Origin of the sequence: Streptomyces sp. SD31 (assembly GCF_052068475.1) — a bacterium.
In the GTDB taxonomy this organism is placed as follows: Bacteria; Actinomycetota; Actinomycetes; order Streptomycetales; family Streptomycetaceae; genus Streptomyces.
The window spans coordinates 109,874-125,492 of sequence record NZ_JBQHCX010000022.1 but is presented as its reverse complement, the minus strand read 5'-3'; the positions used below and the strand labels follow the sequence as shown (position 1 = coordinate 125,492).

Sequence of the window (15,619 nt, the reverse complement as noted above, 5' to 3'; positions counted from 1 at the left end):
GCGGCGCCACTCAGCCCCTCACCCTCAGGGAGATCCAGTGACGCTCTTCGCACCGCGCCGCACCCCGGGCGCAGCCGTGCTCGCCCTCACGCTCGCCACCGCCGGGCTCGCGGGCGCCGCTCCCGCCGCGACGGCCGCAGACCAGACCCCTGCGCTGCGGGTGCTGTCGTACAACGCCTTCCTCTTCAGTCGGACCCTTTACCCGAACTGGGGCCAGGACCACCGGGCGGCGGAGATCGCGAAGGCGTCCTTCTTCCGCGGGAACGACGTCGTGGTGGTGCAGGAGGCCTTCGACAACTCGTCGTCCGATGCGCTGAAGTCCGCCGTGGCGGGCGCGTATCCGTACCAGACGCCGGTGGTGGGGCGGAGCAAGGACGGCTGGGACGCGACGGGCGGCGCGTACTCGGCGACGACGCCCGAGGACGGTGGGGTCACGATCCTCAGCAAGTGGCCGGTGCTGCGCAAGGAGCAGTACGTGTACAAGGACGCGTGCGGGGCGGACTGGTGGTCCAACAAGGGCTTCGCTTATGTGGTGTTGAACGTGAACGGCGCCAAGGTGCACGTCGTGGGCACGCACGCCCAGTCGACCGACCCGGGCTGTGAGGCCGGTGAGGCCGCCGCGATGCGCAGCCGGCAGTTCAAGGCGATCGACGCGTTCCTGGACGCCAAGAACATCCCCGCGGGTGAACAGGTCCTGGTCGCCGGGGACTTGAACGTCGACTCGCGCACCGCCGAGTACGCCTCCATGCTCGCCGACGGCGCTCTGGTCGGGGCCGACGCGCGCACCGGGCACCCGTACTCCTTCGACACGCAGGACAACTCCATCGCCCGCGACCGCTACCCCGACGACCCGCGCGAGGACCTGGACTACGTCCTTCACCGCGCGGGGCACGCCCGTCCCGCGGTCTGGAAGAACGAGGTCGTCAAGGAGCAGAGCGCGCCCTGGACGGTGACGAGCTGGGGTACGGACTACACGTACACGAACCTCTCGGACCACTATCCGGTGACCGGGTACGCGGGCTGAGCGGACGAGCAGTGTCCCCATGGCTCCGGCTCAACCGGTCTGCTGCCGCGCGGAGTTGAGCCGGGCCAGCTCGTCGTCGGTGAGTCGGAGCGCGCCCGCGGCCACATTCTCGGCCAGGTGGTCGGGGTTGCCGGTGCCGGGGATGGCGAGGACGTGCGGGCCCTGGTGCAGGGTCCAGGCGATGCGTACCTGGGCGGGGCTCGCGCCGTGCGCCCGCGCCACGGCGAGTACCTCGTCGTCATGGGCGGCGGTCGCGCCCCGCTCCCCGGTGTCGCCGGCCACGGCGTAGAACGGCACGAAGGCGATGCCCTGCTCGCCGCACAGGCGCAGGAGTTCGTCGGCCTCGGGGTCGGGCCGGTCGAGCGCGTACCGGTTCTGCACGCTCACCACGGGCGCGATGGCCTGGGCCTCGGCGAGGTGCCGTGGCTCCACGGCGGAGATGCCGAGGTGCCGTACGAGGCCCGCGTCGCGCAGTTCGGACAGCGCGCCGAAGTGCTCGGCGATGGAGTCCTGACGCATGCGGCGCAGGTATACGACGTCCAGGTGGTCGCGGCCGAGCTGGCGCAGGTTCTCCTCGACGTGGCCGCGCAGCTGGTCGGGGCGGGCCGAGGTGCCCCACTCGCCGTGGTAGTCGCGGTAGGGGCCGACCTTCGCGGCGATGACCAGGTCGTCGGGGTACGGCGCCAGCGCGGTGTTGATCAGTTCGTTGGCCGAGCGGAGGGCGGAGAAGTAGAAGGCGGCCGTGTCGATGTGGGTGACGCCGAGCTCGACCGCCTTGCGCAGTACGGCGATCGAGCGCTCCCGGTCGCTCGGCGTCCCGTGATGGAAGGCGGCACTGCCCGTCAGCCGCATCGCGCCGAAGCCGACGCGGCTCACGGACAGGTCGCCGAGCTTCCAGGTGCCCGCGGCATCCGCGATGATCGTTTCGGAGGTCATGGGCGGAGTCTCGCACACGCCTCGGGCACGAATTGGGCACCGGGGGTCAGCAGTACAGGTTGCCGCCCGGGGAGACCCCGAGGATCTGTGTGAACCGCTGGTAGGCGCTGACGCGGCTCTGTACCTGCGCCGGGTTCTTGCCGTCGCACTCCAGGGAGCCGTTGATGGAGCGGATCGTCTGGCCGAAGCCGGCCTGGTTGACCATGGCGTTGTGGGGGGTCATGGTGCCGGGGCCGTTCTGGGTGTTCCAGTACCACAGGCCGGTCTTCCAGGCGACGGCCGCCTCGTTCTGCACCCGCCAGGGGTTGCCCAGCAGGTCGATGCCGAGGGCGTCGCCCGCGGCCTTGTAGTTGAAGTTCCAGCTGAGCTGGATGGGGCCGCGTCCGTAGTAGGCGGCCTGGCCTGCCGGGCAGCCGTACGGCCGGCTCCGGTCGCAGTAGTGCGGGTAGTTGGCCTGGTTCTGCTCGACGATGTGGACCAGGCCGCCGGTCTCGTGGTTGACGTTGGCGAGGAAGGCGGCCGCCTCCTGCTTCTTCACCGTGTCGCTGCCGGTGTTGGCGAAGCCGGGGTAGGCGCTGAGGGCGGCGGTGAGGCCGCTGTACGTGTAGAACGAATTCCGGTTCGGGAACATCTGGTTGAACTGCGACTCGCTGACGACGAACCCGGCGGCGGACGCGCTCGGGGCCGGCTGGAGCAGCAGCGCGGCGCTTCCCAGGGCGAGTGAGGACAGCAGTGCGGTTATGCGGCGCCTCGACACAGGATCAACTCCTTTGCGGAGCACGGCCGCACCCGGACAAGGGCAGGGCGAAGCAGAGCCTTGCGCGCACGCGCCGACCAGGTCGGCCACGGCGTGGGGGCGGCCGTGGTGGGGGGGTGTGGGGACACACTCAACCGCTTTGGTATGAACCAGTCAATGGTCCGGACCAACCAACTCCGGTAGCTGTGCGAGAGAGTTGATGTGCCGGGTCAGGTCGGGCTCTCCACCGCCGCTTGCTCCAGCGTCTCGACCAGCCGCGCGAGCAGGCCCCGCAGCAGCTCCTCGTCACCTTCGCTCAGCACCGGCAGGCCCGCGCGGACCTCGCGGCTGAGCCGCCGCCAGTAGGTCTCGCCGCGCGGGGTGAGGTGGGCGAGGATGCGGCGCCGGTCCAGCGGGTCGACGCGGCGGTAGACGAGGTTCTGGTCGACGAGGTGGTCGACCAGCTTGGTGAGCGTCGCCGGCGGCAGGAAGGCCGCTTCGGCCACCGCCGACATGTGGTGGCCGGCGCCGTCGGAGAGCAGGGAGAGCACCCGCCAGGCGTCGAGCGAGCAGCCGTCCTCGTCGAGCACGCTCTGCAACCGGCGCGCGGCCAGTCGTTCGGCGCGCGTCAGCAACTGCGTCAGATCCTGCGGCTGACGCGGAGGTGGGGTAGGCATCCTGCTCCCTGGGTCCCGGGGTGCCGTCAATCGTACAAGTGCCGCTTCACCCCCATGGGTCGGCCGCGTCGTCCAGGTCTCCACAGACCGTCGTCGGCTACCCACCACTTCCCCACCGACCGGCCCACGAGACGGACTGGAGTTCACCGTGCGGACCCGGAATCATGACCGCATGTTCCAGCTCGACCCCCATCCGCTCGACTGGTTCACCGTCGACGCCTCCGTGCTCAGCGTCGCTCTCGTGTTCCCCATGCAGGGCGCCGCCGGCATCTTCGGCCCGACCTGCGAACTGTGCGCCCAGCTCGCCGCCGAGGAGGTCAACCAGGCGGGCGGCGTGCTCGGCAAGGAGCTGCGGCTGCTGCCGGTGGACGGCGGCGCCGACCCCCATGAGATCGCCGACCGCATCGAGGCGCTGGTGGACCTGGGCGTCGTTCAGGGTGTCACCGGCTGGCACATCTCCTCGGTGCGCCAGGCACTGGCCCCGCGCATCGCGCACCGGGTGCCGTATGTGTACACGGCGCTGTACGAGGGCGGGGAGCACACCACGGGTGTCTTCCTTACCAGCGAGACACCGGACGACCAACTGCGGCCCGCGATGCGCCTGTTGGCGGGCGAGCGCAAGGTGCGGCGATGGTTCGTCGTCGGCAACGACTATGTGTGGCCGCGCCGCACCGCACAGGCGGCGCGGGCGTATGCGCACGAGTCGGGGGGCGGCATCTGCGGGCAGGCGTATCTGCCGCTCGGCACCCATGACTTCGACAGAGTGCTGCGCCGGATCGAGCGGTCCGAGGCGGACGCCGTGCTGATGCTCCTGGTGGGCAACGACGCCGTCCGCTTCAACCGGGCGTTCGCCGCGGCCGGCCTCGACCAACGGTGCCTGCGGCTGAGCACGCTCATGGACGAGAACATGCTGATGGCCAGCGGTCCCACGGCGACCGCCGGTCTCTACAGCACCGCCGGCTTCTTCGCCTCGCTCGCCAACCAGGACACCCTGGACTTCCACGGCCGCTACGCCGGGCGGTACGGCATCGAGGCGCCGGCACCCGGGAGTCTCGGTGAATCGTGTTACGAGGGCGTGCTGTTGCTCGCCGCGCTCATCGCCCGGGCCGGGACGCTGGACGTGACGGCGATCGGCGCGAGCGCCGAGTCGGTGTCGTACGAAGGACCGCGCGGCTTGCTGCGACTCAGGGACAGCCATGTCAAGCAGCGCATCTACCTCGCGCAGGCGGACGGCGTGGACTTCGACGTGCTCACCCAGCTCACCCTCGACGGCGCACACCCTTGACTGCGCTCACTCGTGACTGCGCCCACTCTTGACATGCACCTCACCACGCCCAGATACTTCCCGCAGGAAGTATCTAGAATGCCTCGGGCGAAGTGTGAATTCCGTTGTGGAATTCGTCCCGAGGCTTTTTTGTTTCCCGTTTCGTTGCCTGCGGCGAGCCGGAAGATACAGCCGGGAAAGTAACTCGAAACACCGTGGAAACAGGGTGACTTGAGGCTGTGGACCGCACTTCAGGGACCCTGAAGGGCTGCTGATTCCTTCCTTGCTTTTCAGGTGTCCTCGTCATGGGGACAAGGAGGTTCAATTGTCCAGCCTTCCCCACACACACCGGCGCCGGTTCCTGGCCGGCACCGCGGCGCTCGCCGCCGTCGTCGCGCTCTCGGCGTGCGGCGCGAAGACCGACGCGGCGGGTTCGTCCGACAAGGCCGCGAAGATCGACGTCAGCGGTGACACGGTCAAGGTCGGTCTGCTCAACTCGCTGTCCGGCACGATGGCGATCAGCGAGGTCACCGTACGCAATTCGCTGACGCTCGCCATCGACGAGATCAACGCCTCCGGCGGTGTGCTCGGCAAGAAGATCAAGCCGATCAGCGAGGACGGCGCCTCCGACTGGCCGACGTTCGCCGAGAAGGCGACCAAGCTCATCAAGGAGGACGGCGTCGCGGCCACCTTCGGCTGCTGGACCTCCGCCAGCCGCAAGGCCGTCAAGCCGGTGTTCGAGAAGAACAAGTCGCTGCTCTTCTACCCGGTGCAGTACGAGGGCCTGGAGGAGTCGCCGTACATCTTCTACACGGGCGCGACCACCAACCAGCAGATCGTCCCGGCCCTCGACTACCTCAAGAGCCAGGGCCTGAAGAAGCTCTACCTGGTCGGCAGCGACTACGTCTTCCCGCGCACCGCCAACAAGGAGATCCGGGCGTACGCCAAGGCCAACGGCATGACGATCCTCGGCGAGGACTACGCGCCGCTGGGGTCGACGGAGTTCAGCACGATCGCCAACAAGGTGAAGGCGTCCAAGGCGGACGCGGTCTTCAACACCCTCAACGGCGACTCGAACGTGGCCTTCTTCAAGGAGTACAAGTCGGCGGGCCTGACCGCGAAGAGCATGCCGGTCGTCTCGGTGTCGATCGCCGAGGAGGAGGTCAAGTCGATCGGCACGCAGTACCTGAACGGGCAGCTGACGGCCTGGAACTACTACCAGACCACGCCGGGCGCCGCGAACGAGAAGTTCGTGAAGGCGTACAAGGCCAAGTACGGCCAGGACAAGCCGACCAGTGACCCGATGGAGGCCGCGTACGTCTCGGTCTACCTGTGGAAGGCGATGGTCGAGAAGGCGAAGTCCTTCGACCCGGAGAAGGTGAAGGCGGCCTCGGACGGCATCACCTTCGACGCGCCCGAGGGCAAGGTCACGATCGACGGTGCCTCGCAGCACATCTACAAGACGGCCCGGATCGGCAAGGTCGGCCCCGACGGTCTGATCGAGCAGGTGTGGGACTCCGGCCAGCCCATCAAGCCGGACCCCTACCTCAAGGGCTACTCCTGGGCCTCCGGCCTGTCCTGACCGCTCGCTGCCTCGCGGGGCCCGGCACGCCCGCCGGGCCCCCGCTCCCCCGCCTCCCCGGAGCCGCCGTATGACCGTGATCCTCGGTCAGACCTTCACCGGCATCAGCATCGGTGCCGTTCTGCTGCTCATCGCCCTCGGTCTCTCGCTCACCTTCGGCCAGATGAACGTCATCAACATGGCCCACGGCGAGTTCATCATGGCCGGCGCCTACACGACGTATGTCCTGCAGAAGTCCATTTCCAGCGCCGGAATTTCACTTCTGGCCGCTCTTCCCATCGCATTTCTTGTCTCGGGCGCCCTGGGCGCACTTCTCGAATGGCTGCTGATACGGCGCCTGTATCTACGGCCACTTGACACACTGCTCGTCACCTGGGGCGTCTCCCTGATGCTCCAGCAACTCGCCCGGGATATTTTCGGCGCGCCGAACGTGCAGACCCGCGCGCCCGACGTCCTCACTGGGAACATCACCCTCATCGGCGGCGACGACCCGCTCACCGTGGCCAACAGCCGCCTGTTCATTCTCGGGTTGGCGGTCGCGGCGGTCGTCGCCCTCTCCCTCACTCTGCGGCTGACGCCGCTGGGCCGCCGGATCCGGGCCGTGGTGCAGAACCGCGACCTCGCGGAGGTGTCCGGCATCTCGACCTCGACCGTGGACCGTACGGCCTTCTTCATCGGCTCCGGGCTCGCGGGCGTGGCCGGGGTCGCCCTGACGCTGGTCGGTCCGATCGGGCCGACGATGGGCACCAACGTCATCATCGACGCCTTCCTGGTGATCGTGGTCGGCGGCATCGGACAGCTCAAGGGCACGGTCATCGTCGCCTTCGTGCTGGGCGTGCTCCAGTCGGTGCTGGAGTACTCCACCACCGTCAGCGTCGCCAAGGTGCTGGTGCTCGTCGGCATCGTCGCGTTCCTCCAGTGGCGGCCCCAGGGGCTGTACACGCTGCGTACGAGGAGTCTCGTATGAACCTGCTGAACCTGCTCAAGGGCCCCTCGGCCCGGGTCGCGGCCGGTTTCGCCGGGTCGGCCCTCCTGCTGTTCGCCCTCGCCCCGCTGGTGCTGTCCGACTTCCGCCTCGGGCTGCTCGCCAAGTACCTGTGCATCGCGATGGTCGCGGTCGGTGTCTGTCTGGCCTGGGGCCGCGGCGGTCTGCTGACGCTCGGCCAGGGCGTGTTCTTCGGGCTCGGCGGCTACGCCATGGCGATGCACCTGAAGATCGCCGACGCGGGGCCCGGCAACCTGCCCGACTTCATGCAGCTGTACGGCACCGCCACCGCACTCCCCTGGTGGTGGCAGCCGTTCGCGAATCCGCTGTTCGCCCTCGCGGCGACCGTGCTCCTGCCGATGACCGTGGCCGCGCTGCTCGGCTCCTTCATCTTCCGGCGCCGGGTCAAGGGCGCGTACTTCGCGATCCTCAGCCAGGCCCTTGCAGCGGCCTTCGCCATCTGGCTGATCGGCCAGCAGGCCACGACCGGCGGCACCAACGGACTCACCGACATCCAGGGCTTCTTCGGCTACGACCTCGACGACCCGGTCAACCAGCGGATGGTGTACTTCATCATCGCCGCCGCCCTGCTGCTGCTCATCGCCCTGGCGCGCCAGTTGATCCACAGCCGCTACGGCGAACTCCTCGTCGCCGTACGGGACTCCGAGGAGCGGGTGCGCTTCCTCGGCTACGACCCGGCGAACGTCAAGCTCGTCGCGTACGTGGTGGCGGCCGGCATGGCGGGCCTCGCGGGCGCGCTGTTCGTGCCGGCGGTCGGCATCATCTCGCCGGCGCTGATCGGCATCGTGCCGTCGATCGAGTTCGTCATCGGCGCGGCGGTGGGCGGCCGCGCCAGCCTGGTCGGGGCCGTGCTCGGCGCGGTCGCGGTGGCCTGGGCGAAGACCGCGCTGTCGGAGGAGTTCCCCGCGGCCTGGACGTACTTCCAGGGGCTGCTGTTCATCGTGGCGCTCGCCTTCCTGCCCGGCGGCCTCGCCTCGCTGGCGGGGGCCGTACGGCGACGCAGGGCCGCGGCGGAGAAGAAGGCGGCCGTCATCCCCGTAGGAGAGGCAGCATGAGCGGGCTGGAGATACGCCGACTGCGCGTGTCCTTCGACGGGTTCACCGCCGTCGACGGAGTGGACCTCGATGTCCGCCCGGGCGATCTGCGGTTCCTCATCGGGCCCAACGGCGCGGGCAAGACGACCCTCGTCGACGCCGTGACCGGACTGGTGCGGGCGGAGGGCTCGGTGCGGTTCGGCGGCGAGGAGCTGCTCGGGCGGAGCGTGCACAGGATCGCGCGGTCGGGCATCGGGCGGACGTTCCAGACCGCCACCGTCTTCGAAGAGTTGACGGTCCTTCAGAACCTGGACATCGCGGCGGGCGCGGGCCGGAGCCTGTGGACCATGCTGCGGCGGCGCAAGGACGTCCCCGAGCCGGTCGCGAGGGCCTTGGAGACGGTCGGGCTCACCGAGCTCGCCGACTCCCCCGCCGGGACGCTCGCGCACGGTCAGAAGCAGTGGCTGGAGATCGGCATGCTGCTCGTGCAGGACGTGCGGCTGCTGCTGCTCGACGAACCGGTGGCCGGGATGAGCCACGACGAGCGCCAGGCGACCGGGGAACTGCTGCAACGCATCAGCGAGGAGCGGACCGTGGTCGTCATCGAGCACGACATGGACTTCATGCGGTCCTTCGCCCGCAGCGTCAGCGTGCTGCACGCGGGCAAGGTGCTCAGCGAGGGCACCGTCGCCGAAGTGCAGGCGGATCCGAAGGTGCAGGAGGTGTACCTCGGGCACGCGGCCGCCGAGGCCGCCGCCGACGTGGCCGTACAGGAGGCGTGATGCTCCAGATCGACGACGTACGCGTCGGCTACCACCGCAGCTCCGTCCTGCACGGCATCACCGTCGAGGTGCCCAAGGACGGCGTGGCGGCCGTGCTCGGGCACAACGGCGCGGGCAAGAGCACGCTGCTGCGGGCCGCCGTGGGACTGCTCACGCCGACCAGTGGCACGATCCGCCTGGACGGCGAGGACATCACCCGCCGCAAGCCGCACGAACGGGTCGCGCGCGGGATGGCGTACGTCCCGCAGGGCCAGCAGTCCTTCCCGCACCTGACCACCGCCGAGAACCTCCAGCTCGTCGCGGACGGGCGCAGGCGGGGCAAGGAGGCGGTCGCCGAGGCGCTGGACCTGTTCCCGGCGCTGCGGGCCCTGTCCAACCGCCGCGCGGGTCTGCTCTCCGGCGGCCAGCGGCAGCAACTCGCCATCGCCCGCGCCCTGGTGACGGATCCTCGGCTGCTGCTCCTCGACGAGCCGACCGAGGGCATCCAGCCGTCGGTGGTCGCCGAGATCGAGGAGACGATCCTCACGCTGGCCATGCGGGGCGGGCTGTCGGTGCTGCTGGTCGAGCAGCACGTCGGTTTCGCGATGCGGGCGGCGCAGCGGTACTACGTCCTGGAGGCCGGGCGGGTCACGTCCTCCGGTGAGGGCGGCGTGGGGGCAGAGGTGGCGGTGCGGGAGGCGCTCAGCGTGTGAGGTCGCGGCGTCTGCGTTCGAGCCAGGCATGCTCTGCCGGGCTCCCGGTGAGGGTGAGCGCGGCGTCGTACGCCCTCACCGCCTCCGTGTCCCGGCCCAGGCGCCGGAGCAGGTCGGCGCGGACCGCGTGGAAGACGTGGTAGCCGTGCAGGTCGAGGCCGTCCACGAGGTCGAGGGCCACGCGCGCACCCTCGACCTCGGCAACGGCCACCGCCCGGTTCAGGGCGACGACGGGACTGGGGGCACGTGCCATCAGCTGGTCGTACAGCTGGAGAACCTGCCCCCAGTCCGTGGCCTCGGCGGCGGGCGCGTCGCTGTGCACGGCCTGAATGGCGGCCTGGATCTGGTACGGCCCCGGCTGGTTCCGGCGCAGGCACCGCCGTACGAGGGCCTGTCCCTCCGCGACGAGGTCCCGGTCCCAGCGATCCCGGTCCTGTTCGGGCAGCGGCACGAGCGCTCCGTCGGCGTCCTCCCGCGCGGCCCGACGGGACTCGACGAGGAGCATCAGCGCGAGCAGGCCGGTGACCTCCGGCTCGTCCGGCATCAGCTCGGACAGCAGCCGGCCCAGGCGTACGGCTTCCGCGCACAGCTCGGGCGAGCCGCCGTACCCCTCGTTGAAGATCAGGTAGACGACGGCGAGGACGCCGTTCAGCCGGTCCGGGAGGTCGGCGTCACGGGGCACGCGATACGGGATGCGCGCGTCGCGGATCTTCGCCTTGGCGCGCACCAGGCGCTGGGCCATGGTCGCCTCGGGGACCAGAAAGGCGCGGGCGATGCGGGCGGTGGTGAGTCCCCCGAGGCGGCGCAGGGTGAGGGCGACCCGGGCCTGGGGGGCGAGGGCGGGGTGGCAGCAGGTGAAGATGAGCCGGAGCCGTTCGTCGCGCACGGGGCCCTCCTCGGGCGGTGCGTCGGGGGCGTGCAGCAGGGCGGCCTCGGCGTGCCGTTCGTCCCGCCGGGCCTCGCGGCGCAGCCGGTCGATCGCCCGGTTCCGGGCGGTCGTGATGATCCACCCGGCCGGGCTCGGCGGTACACCGGTCTGCGGCCAGCGCCGCACGGCCGTGGTGAAGGCGTCCGGACTCGGCACGGAAGACGTCCTCGATGTCCGGGGCCGTCATCAGTCCTCGGCCTCGCCCATGAACGGCCGCACCTCGATGGGAAGCGTGGTCGCCAGCGCCGCCTTCCGCCCCCACCCCAGGGCCGCGTCCAGATCGGGCGCCTTGATCAGGCAGATCCCGCCGAGCATCTCCTTGCCCTCAGCGTACGGTCCGTCGGTGATCAGGACGTCGCCGTCGCGGGGCCGCAGCACCGTGGACGACTCCGGTCCGTGCAGTCCCCCGGCGAAGACCCAGGCGCCGACCTGCCTCAGCTCTTGGTGGAAGGCGTCGAGGTCCTTTCCGATCTCGGCGAGCACCTCCGGCGGGGGCAGCTCGTCACCTACGGGCTGCATCACGCTGAGCAGGTAGTACTTCATGACGGCCTCCTTGACCTCGGAGCATCCCTCTGCGGCGCTCTCTCACCTCCTACACGAACGGCCCGCCCTCGGATCGACACCCCGCAGGCCGGCACCGGAGAGTTTTGCGGACGGCGACCGCGCCCACATCGTCATGAACCCGACGAACCCTACACATAAAGAAGAAATAAGTGCAGAATGAACTAGGCGGCGCTAACCGCATACCGCACCAGACGCGGTCAGGCCTGCAAGTCAAAGGAGACGAGTCATGGCCAACGTGCAGCCCACCAGAGGTGACATAACCACCCACCCCGACGCACCCGAAATGCGGGAACGCTACGACCGCGTGCTCGGCGGTCGTGACGTGGCGCTCGTGGACGGACCGGTGTTCCTGCTCGGTCTGTACTGTGCGGTGTCCCCCTGGATACTCCACTACACGACCAGCCAGCCTCCGCTCGTGACCCACAACCTGATCGTGGGCATCGCGATCGGCCTGCTGGCCCTCGGGTTCACCCGGGCCCCGGAGCGTATGTACGGCCTCAGCTGGGCCTGCAGCGCGATAGGCGCCTGGATGATCATCGCGCCGTGGATCGTCGGCGACAGCCCGGACGCAGGGGTCGTCGTCAACAACATCATCATCGGCGCGCTGGCCGTGATACTGGGGCTGATCTGCGCCGGTACGGCGGCCAAGAGCACCACCACGAGGCCGTAAGGCCTCACCGGAGAGGACGCCATGTCGGCCGGTCCGCGCCCGCGGACCGGCCTTCTCTCGCCCTCTCCCCCACCCCCGGGAACCGGCCTCGTTCAACGAGCCGGCATCAGCCACGGCTCCTGCGGCAGCACATGGCCGGTCTCCAGGAGCGACTTGAGGTTGGACAGCACCGCAGGCCAGCCGGACGACACATCGGCGCGGGCACTCTCGTCCGGGAGGTCCTCGTGGGTCACGGTGAGGCGGACGATCTCGGCGTGCTGCTGGATGTCGAAGGTGACCCGGGAGTACTTGTCCTCCTGACCCTCCTCGTCCGGCGCCGCCCAGGTGGTGACCAGGCGGCTCGGGCGCTCGCTCTCCACGACGGTGCCGACGACGTCGGCGATGCCGGAGCCGTCCGTACGCACGTGTTCCCAGCGGGATCCGGGCCGCCAGTCCGAGATGTTGCCGTGGCCCCAGTAGGCGGCGGTCAGGTCCGCGTCGGTGAGCGCGTCCCAGACCTTCTCGGGCGTGCTCTCGATGTAGGTGACGTACACGAAGGTGGGCTTGTCGGTCATGGCTTCCTCGGCTCGTCGCTTCACGGCGCCGAGCACGCGCAGGCGTGGGCGCTCGAACTTGTCGATCCACCGCTCCTGGATCTCGTGGAGCGGGACCGGATTGAGGTAGTGCAGCTTCTCCCGCCCCCGCCGCACCGTAGTGAGCAGGTTGGCGGCCTCCAGGACGGCCAGATGCTGGGTCACCGACTGGCGCGTCATGTCGATTCGCGCGCACAGCTCCCCCAAGGTCTGCCCGTTGCCCTCGTGCAGCCGGTCCAGGAGCCGTCTGCGCGTGTCGTCGGCCAACGCCTTGAAGACCTTGTCCATCCCGGGGTCGCTCTCTGATCGCACACTCAACGTTATGCAGGCGATTACCTGCACGTCAATCGGACCGGCACAGGCGCCCCGCGGGCTCACGTGCGGCCGGCGTCAGGGCAGGAACGCCCCCAGCCCGCGCCGGTGCCTCGCCACCCAGGCGTACGCGTTCCGCACGTCGTCCACGACCCCGCGCTCCCGCAGCGTCACCATGGCCGGTTCACCACGCTCCGCGCCGGCCTCGATACCCCTCCAGCAGCGGTCCTGCCACCAAAGGATCACGTCGACGATGCCCGCACCGCCGCCACCCGGCCCGTACGCGTCGCAGACGAGGGCGATACGCCGGGCCGCCTCGGACACATCGGTGATGCGCGGTCCGAGATCCAGGTACTGCCAGCACACATGGGCGAGGTCATGGACGCGCTCGCCGGGCGCGGCGAGGTCCCAGTCGATGAAGGCGGTGGGCCACCACTCGGCACCGTCCACCGCGTACACCGTGTTCTTCGGGGCGAGGTCGTTGTGGCATACGACGTCCCGGCCGCCCGCCAAGGGCGTTCCGTGCGTCAAGTCATGGAGACGGCGGACGAGTTGAGCAACGCGCACGAGCGCCGCGTCGGTGCACGCCGCCGCCCGCTCCCGGGAAGTGACGGCCGCGCGACCCTCGAGATATCCGAACACCTCCCGGCCCCGCCCGTCCGTCCCGAGGTGGCGCGGCGCCCCCTCCCAGCCACGGCTCTCGAAGAGGGCAAGCAACTCACGCACATACCCGGACCGTTCGTGCGAGGTACGCCGTACGGTCGCCCCCACCCTCACGACCTCGTTGACGGCCCCGCCACCGAGCACCCACTCCGCCATCCACGCCTCCACCCGTCAGCACCGGCCCGAGCCATAACCACTGGCAAAGGATGCCCGCGCCCGGGCACCCTGCCCGCATGGATCACGCGGAAGTACTGCTCATCGGAGGACGGGCCGGGGTCGGCAAGACCACAGTGGGCTGGGAGGTGTCGGCTCGGCTGCGGGCCGCGCAGGTCGCGCATGCCGTGATCGACGGCGACTTCATGGGCTCCGTCCATCCGGCGCCGGCCGGGGACGCGCGCCGGGCCGGCATCACGGAGCGGAACCTGGCCGCCGTGTGGGCGAACTACGCCGAGCTCGGATGCCGGCGCCTCGTCTACACGAACACCGTCAGCGTGCTCGACGAGGCGGCGCCCATGTTCCGCCGGGCCATGGGTGATGGCGCACGGCTCGTACGGGTTCTGCTCACCGCCACCGACGAGACGGCCGAACAGCGGCTGGCCGGGCGCGAGCTGGGCTCCGAGCTGGAGCACGAGCTGAGGGGCAGCGCCCGCAAGGCACGACTCCTGGACGAGCAGGCAGCCGCGGACGTGGTGCGCGTGGTGACCGACGGCCGTTCGGTGATCGACATCGCCGCGGAGGTGGTGGCCGCCACCGGGTGGGGCACCACCGGTTGAAGCGGAACGGACTGTCCCTCCGTCCACGGGGAACTCGCCTTACCGCGGGGGACAGGAGGAAGAGGGGCGAAATGGAGATCTCGGGCATCATCAGTGCCATCGTGATCGGCATCATCATTGGAGTGCTGGGGCGGCTCGTGGTGCCGGGCCGTCAGCGCATCGGGGTCCTGTGGACCATCCTCGTCGGCATCGTGGCCGCGCTGCTCGGCTCCGCGCTCGCGGCCGGCCTCGACGTGGCCGACACCGACGGCGTCGACTGGATCCAGTGGCTCATCCAGATCGGCCTCGCCGCACTGGGCGTCGCCGCACTGGACCGGACGAAGGCGCGCCGCTGACGCAGTACGCGGACAGCCGGACGCAACGAGGCGCGCGGACAGCCGGATGCATCGAGGCGCAAGGAATCTTTGAGACACGCAGCCGCGAAGGGACGGCGCGCCGAGGGCATGCGGCGCGCCGTTCACGTGAGTGACGCGGCCCGCATCGCGGCGAGGCCGTCACGGGTCCCCGGGTGGGCGGGCGTCCAGCCCAGTTCCCGCTCCGCCTTCGCCGTGGACACCCGCAGCGCCGTCGACATCACCGTGTGCGCGTACGACATGGGCCGCATCAGCCACAGCGGTACGGTCAGCGGTTGCGGCAGCCCGAACTCCTCGGCCACGCACCGGACATGGGTCCCGAAACCCATCGGGGTGCGGTCGGCGATGTTGTACGCCTGGCCGGGGCGCCCGCGCTCGACGGCGGCGACCACCGCTCGGGCCGCGTCGGTGAGGTCGATCCAGGGCAGGACCCGCCCGTGATCGGCGGGGACGGGAAGTTGCCGCTTGCGGAGCATGGGCAGCAGGGCGTCGGTGCCGCCGGGGCCGTAGAACAGGCCGAAGCGCAGCGCGATGCCGTCCAACCCGGCGGTGCCGAAGGTGAGTTGTTCCTTGATACGCATCGCCGCGATATGCCCTTCCAGCTCCGGGGAGCGGCCGCGCGGACCGAAGATGTCGTCCTCGACGAGCACACGGTCGCCGTGGTCGCCGTAGCCGTATCCGAAGACCATGGACTCCGTCACGAAGCGTCGAGCGCCGGTGGCCTGCGCGGCCTCGATCAGATGGGCGGTTCCGTCGGTGCGCAGCGCGTTGGTGGCGTGCATGTCACGGTGGCGCATGGGCGGCTTGCGCAGCGCGGTCGCGGCGTGGATCACGGTGTCGAAGTGGTGGCCGTCGACGGCGCGCAGCAGGGCGTCGCGGTCCGTCAGGTCGGCCTGGAGATCGTTGCGTCCGCCCCGGCCGAGGCCGGTGACCTTGTGGCCCGCCTGCGTCAGGGCGCGGGTGATGTGCCTGCCCAGGACGCCGCCGGCGCCCGCGAGGAGGATGCTCCGGCTGTGGCCGCTGTCGTTGCTCTGGTTCGTCGTCATAACGT

18 protein-coding genes are annotated in these 15,619 nt (G+C 70.0%); 10 read left to right on the top strand and 8 right to left on the bottom strand.

What is annotated here, in order from left to right; all coding sequences use genetic code 11:
• Positions 1-37 precede the first annotated feature (37 nt).
• The gene (sph, locus tag ACTMVF_RS37255) at positions 38-1,024 is read left to right on the top strand and encodes a sphingomyelin phosphodiesterase (protein WP_441275504.1); all 987 of its coding nucleotides are present in this window, start codon (positions 38-40) and stop codon (positions 1,022-1,024) included.
• Positions 1,025-1,054: 30 nt separating this feature from the next.
• Here the strand turns inward: sph and ACTMVF_RS37250 are convergent, their stop codons facing one another.
• The 3 genes from ACTMVF_RS37250 to ACTMVF_RS37240 all read right to left on the bottom strand — a co-directional run bounded on the left by ACTMVF_RS37250 (position 1,055) and on the right by ACTMVF_RS37240 (position 3,373).
• Positions 1,055-1,960 (bottom strand): aldo/keto reductase, encoded by a 906-nt coding sequence (locus ACTMVF_RS37250; protein WP_441275503.1) that lies wholly within the window; start codon positions 1,958-1,960, stop codon positions 1,055-1,057.
• A 46-nt stretch (positions 1,961-2,006) separates the two neighbouring features.
• Entirely contained in the window at positions 2,007-2,717 is a 711-nt protein-coding gene (locus ACTMVF_RS37245) for a chitinase (protein ID WP_441275502.1), read from the bottom strand.
• A gap of 209 nt (positions 2,718-2,926) precedes the next feature.
• Positions 2,927-3,373 carry a MarR family winged helix-turn-helix transcriptional regulator gene (locus ACTMVF_RS37240; RefSeq protein ID WP_441275501.1) on the bottom strand — a complete coding sequence of 149 codons (447 nt, stop codon included), beginning with the start codon at positions 3,371-3,373 and terminating at the stop codon, positions 2,927-2,929.
• Positions 3,374-3,545: 172 nt separating this feature from the next.
• Here ACTMVF_RS37240 and ACTMVF_RS37235 point away from each other — a divergent pair, with 172 nt between their 5' ends.
• From ACTMVF_RS37235 to urtE, 6 genes are all read left to right on the top strand, one after another.
• Complete coding sequence (locus ACTMVF_RS37235) at positions 3,546-4,658, top strand: substrate-binding domain-containing protein (protein ID WP_441275500.1); 1,113 nt, start codon at positions 3,546-3,548, stop codon at positions 4,656-4,658.
• 304 nt (positions 4,659-4,962) lie between these two features.
• The gene (gene urtA / locus ACTMVF_RS37230) at positions 4,963-6,219 is read left to right on the top strand and encodes an urea ABC transporter substrate-binding protein (protein WP_441275499.1); all 1,257 of its coding nucleotides are present in this window, start codon (positions 4,963-4,965) and stop codon (positions 6,217-6,219) included.
• A 70-nt stretch (positions 6,220-6,289) separates the two neighbouring features.
• Positions 6,290-7,186 (top strand): urea ABC transporter permease subunit UrtB, encoded by an 897-nt coding sequence (urtB, locus tag ACTMVF_RS37225; protein ID WP_441275498.1) that lies wholly within the window; start codon positions 6,290-6,292, stop codon positions 7,184-7,186.
• The gene (gene urtC / locus ACTMVF_RS37220) at positions 7,183-8,280 is read left to right on the top strand and encodes an urea ABC transporter permease subunit UrtC (protein ID WP_441275497.1); all 1,098 of its coding nucleotides are present in this window, start codon (positions 7,183-7,185) and stop codon (positions 8,278-8,280) included. The genes urtB and urtC overlap by 4 nt, the downstream gene beginning before the upstream one ends.
• Positions 8,277-9,041, top strand: coding sequence for an urea ABC transporter ATP-binding protein UrtD (gene urtD, locus ACTMVF_RS37215; RefSeq protein WP_441275496.1), 765 nt, complete (start codon positions 8,277-8,279; stop codon positions 9,039-9,041). Before urtC ends, urtD begins: the two co-directional genes overlap by 4 nt.
• On the top strand, positions 9,041-9,733 hold the full coding sequence (gene urtE / locus ACTMVF_RS37210) for an urea ABC transporter ATP-binding subunit UrtE (RefSeq protein ID WP_441275495.1): 693 nt from the start codon (positions 9,041-9,043) through the stop codon (positions 9,731-9,733). The genes urtD and urtE overlap by 1 nt, the downstream gene beginning before the upstream one ends.
• On the opposite strand, the gene ACTMVF_RS37205 is transcribed toward urtE, so the two are convergent.
• Both ACTMVF_RS37205 and ACTMVF_RS37200 read right to left on the bottom strand, forming a co-directional pair.
• Positions 9,723-10,817, bottom strand: coding sequence for an RNA polymerase sigma factor (locus ACTMVF_RS37205; RefSeq protein WP_441275494.1), 1,095 nt, complete (start codon positions 10,815-10,817; stop codon positions 9,723-9,725). The genes urtE and ACTMVF_RS37205 overlap by 11 nt on opposite strands.
• Positions 10,818-10,847: 30 nt before the next feature.
• Positions 10,848-11,204, bottom strand: a complete 357-nt coding sequence (locus ACTMVF_RS37200) for a YciI family protein (RefSeq protein ID WP_441275493.1) — start codon at positions 11,202-11,204, stop codon at positions 10,848-10,850.
• 247 nt (positions 11,205-11,451) lie between these two features.
• Here ACTMVF_RS37200 and ACTMVF_RS37195 point away from each other — a divergent pair, with 247 nt between their 5' ends.
• Positions 11,452-11,895, top strand: a complete 444-nt coding sequence (locus ACTMVF_RS37195) for an SPW repeat protein (protein WP_441275492.1) — start codon at positions 11,452-11,454, stop codon at positions 11,893-11,895.
• A gap of 92 nt (positions 11,896-11,987) precedes the next feature.
• On the opposite strand, the gene ACTMVF_RS37190 is transcribed toward ACTMVF_RS37195, so the two are convergent.
• Positions 11,988-12,755 carry an ArsR/SmtB family transcription factor gene (locus ACTMVF_RS37190; RefSeq protein ID WP_441275573.1) on the bottom strand — a complete coding sequence of 256 codons (768 nt, stop codon included), beginning with the start codon at positions 12,753-12,755 and terminating at the stop codon, positions 11,988-11,990.
• Between the two features lie 102 nt (positions 12,756-12,857).
• Positions 12,858-13,598, bottom strand: coding sequence for a phosphotransferase family protein (locus ACTMVF_RS37185; protein WP_441275491.1), 741 nt, complete (start codon positions 13,596-13,598; stop codon positions 12,858-12,860).
• A gap of 77 nt (positions 13,599-13,675) precedes the next feature.
• On the opposite strand from ACTMVF_RS37185, the gene ACTMVF_RS37180 reads away from it, so the two are divergent.
• Together ACTMVF_RS37180 and ACTMVF_RS37175 are read left to right on the top strand one after the other, a co-directional pair.
• Complete coding sequence (locus ACTMVF_RS37180; protein ID WP_441275490.1) at positions 13,676-14,215, top strand: hypothetical protein; 540 nt, start codon at positions 13,676-13,678, stop codon at positions 14,213-14,215.
• Positions 14,216-14,286: 71 nt separating this feature from the next.
• The gene (locus ACTMVF_RS37175; protein ID WP_441275489.1) at positions 14,287-14,550 is read left to right on the top strand and encodes a GlsB/YeaQ/YmgE family stress response membrane protein; all 264 of its coding nucleotides are present in this window, start codon (positions 14,287-14,289) and stop codon (positions 14,548-14,550) included.
• 122 nt (positions 14,551-14,672) lie between these two features.
• On the opposite strand, the gene ACTMVF_RS37170 is transcribed toward ACTMVF_RS37175, so the two are convergent.
• Positions 14,673-15,614 (bottom strand): NAD-dependent epimerase/dehydratase family protein, encoded by a 942-nt coding sequence (locus ACTMVF_RS37170; RefSeq protein ID WP_441275488.1) that lies wholly within the window; start codon positions 15,612-15,614, stop codon positions 14,673-14,675.
• Positions 15,615-15,619 lie beyond the last annotated feature (5 nt).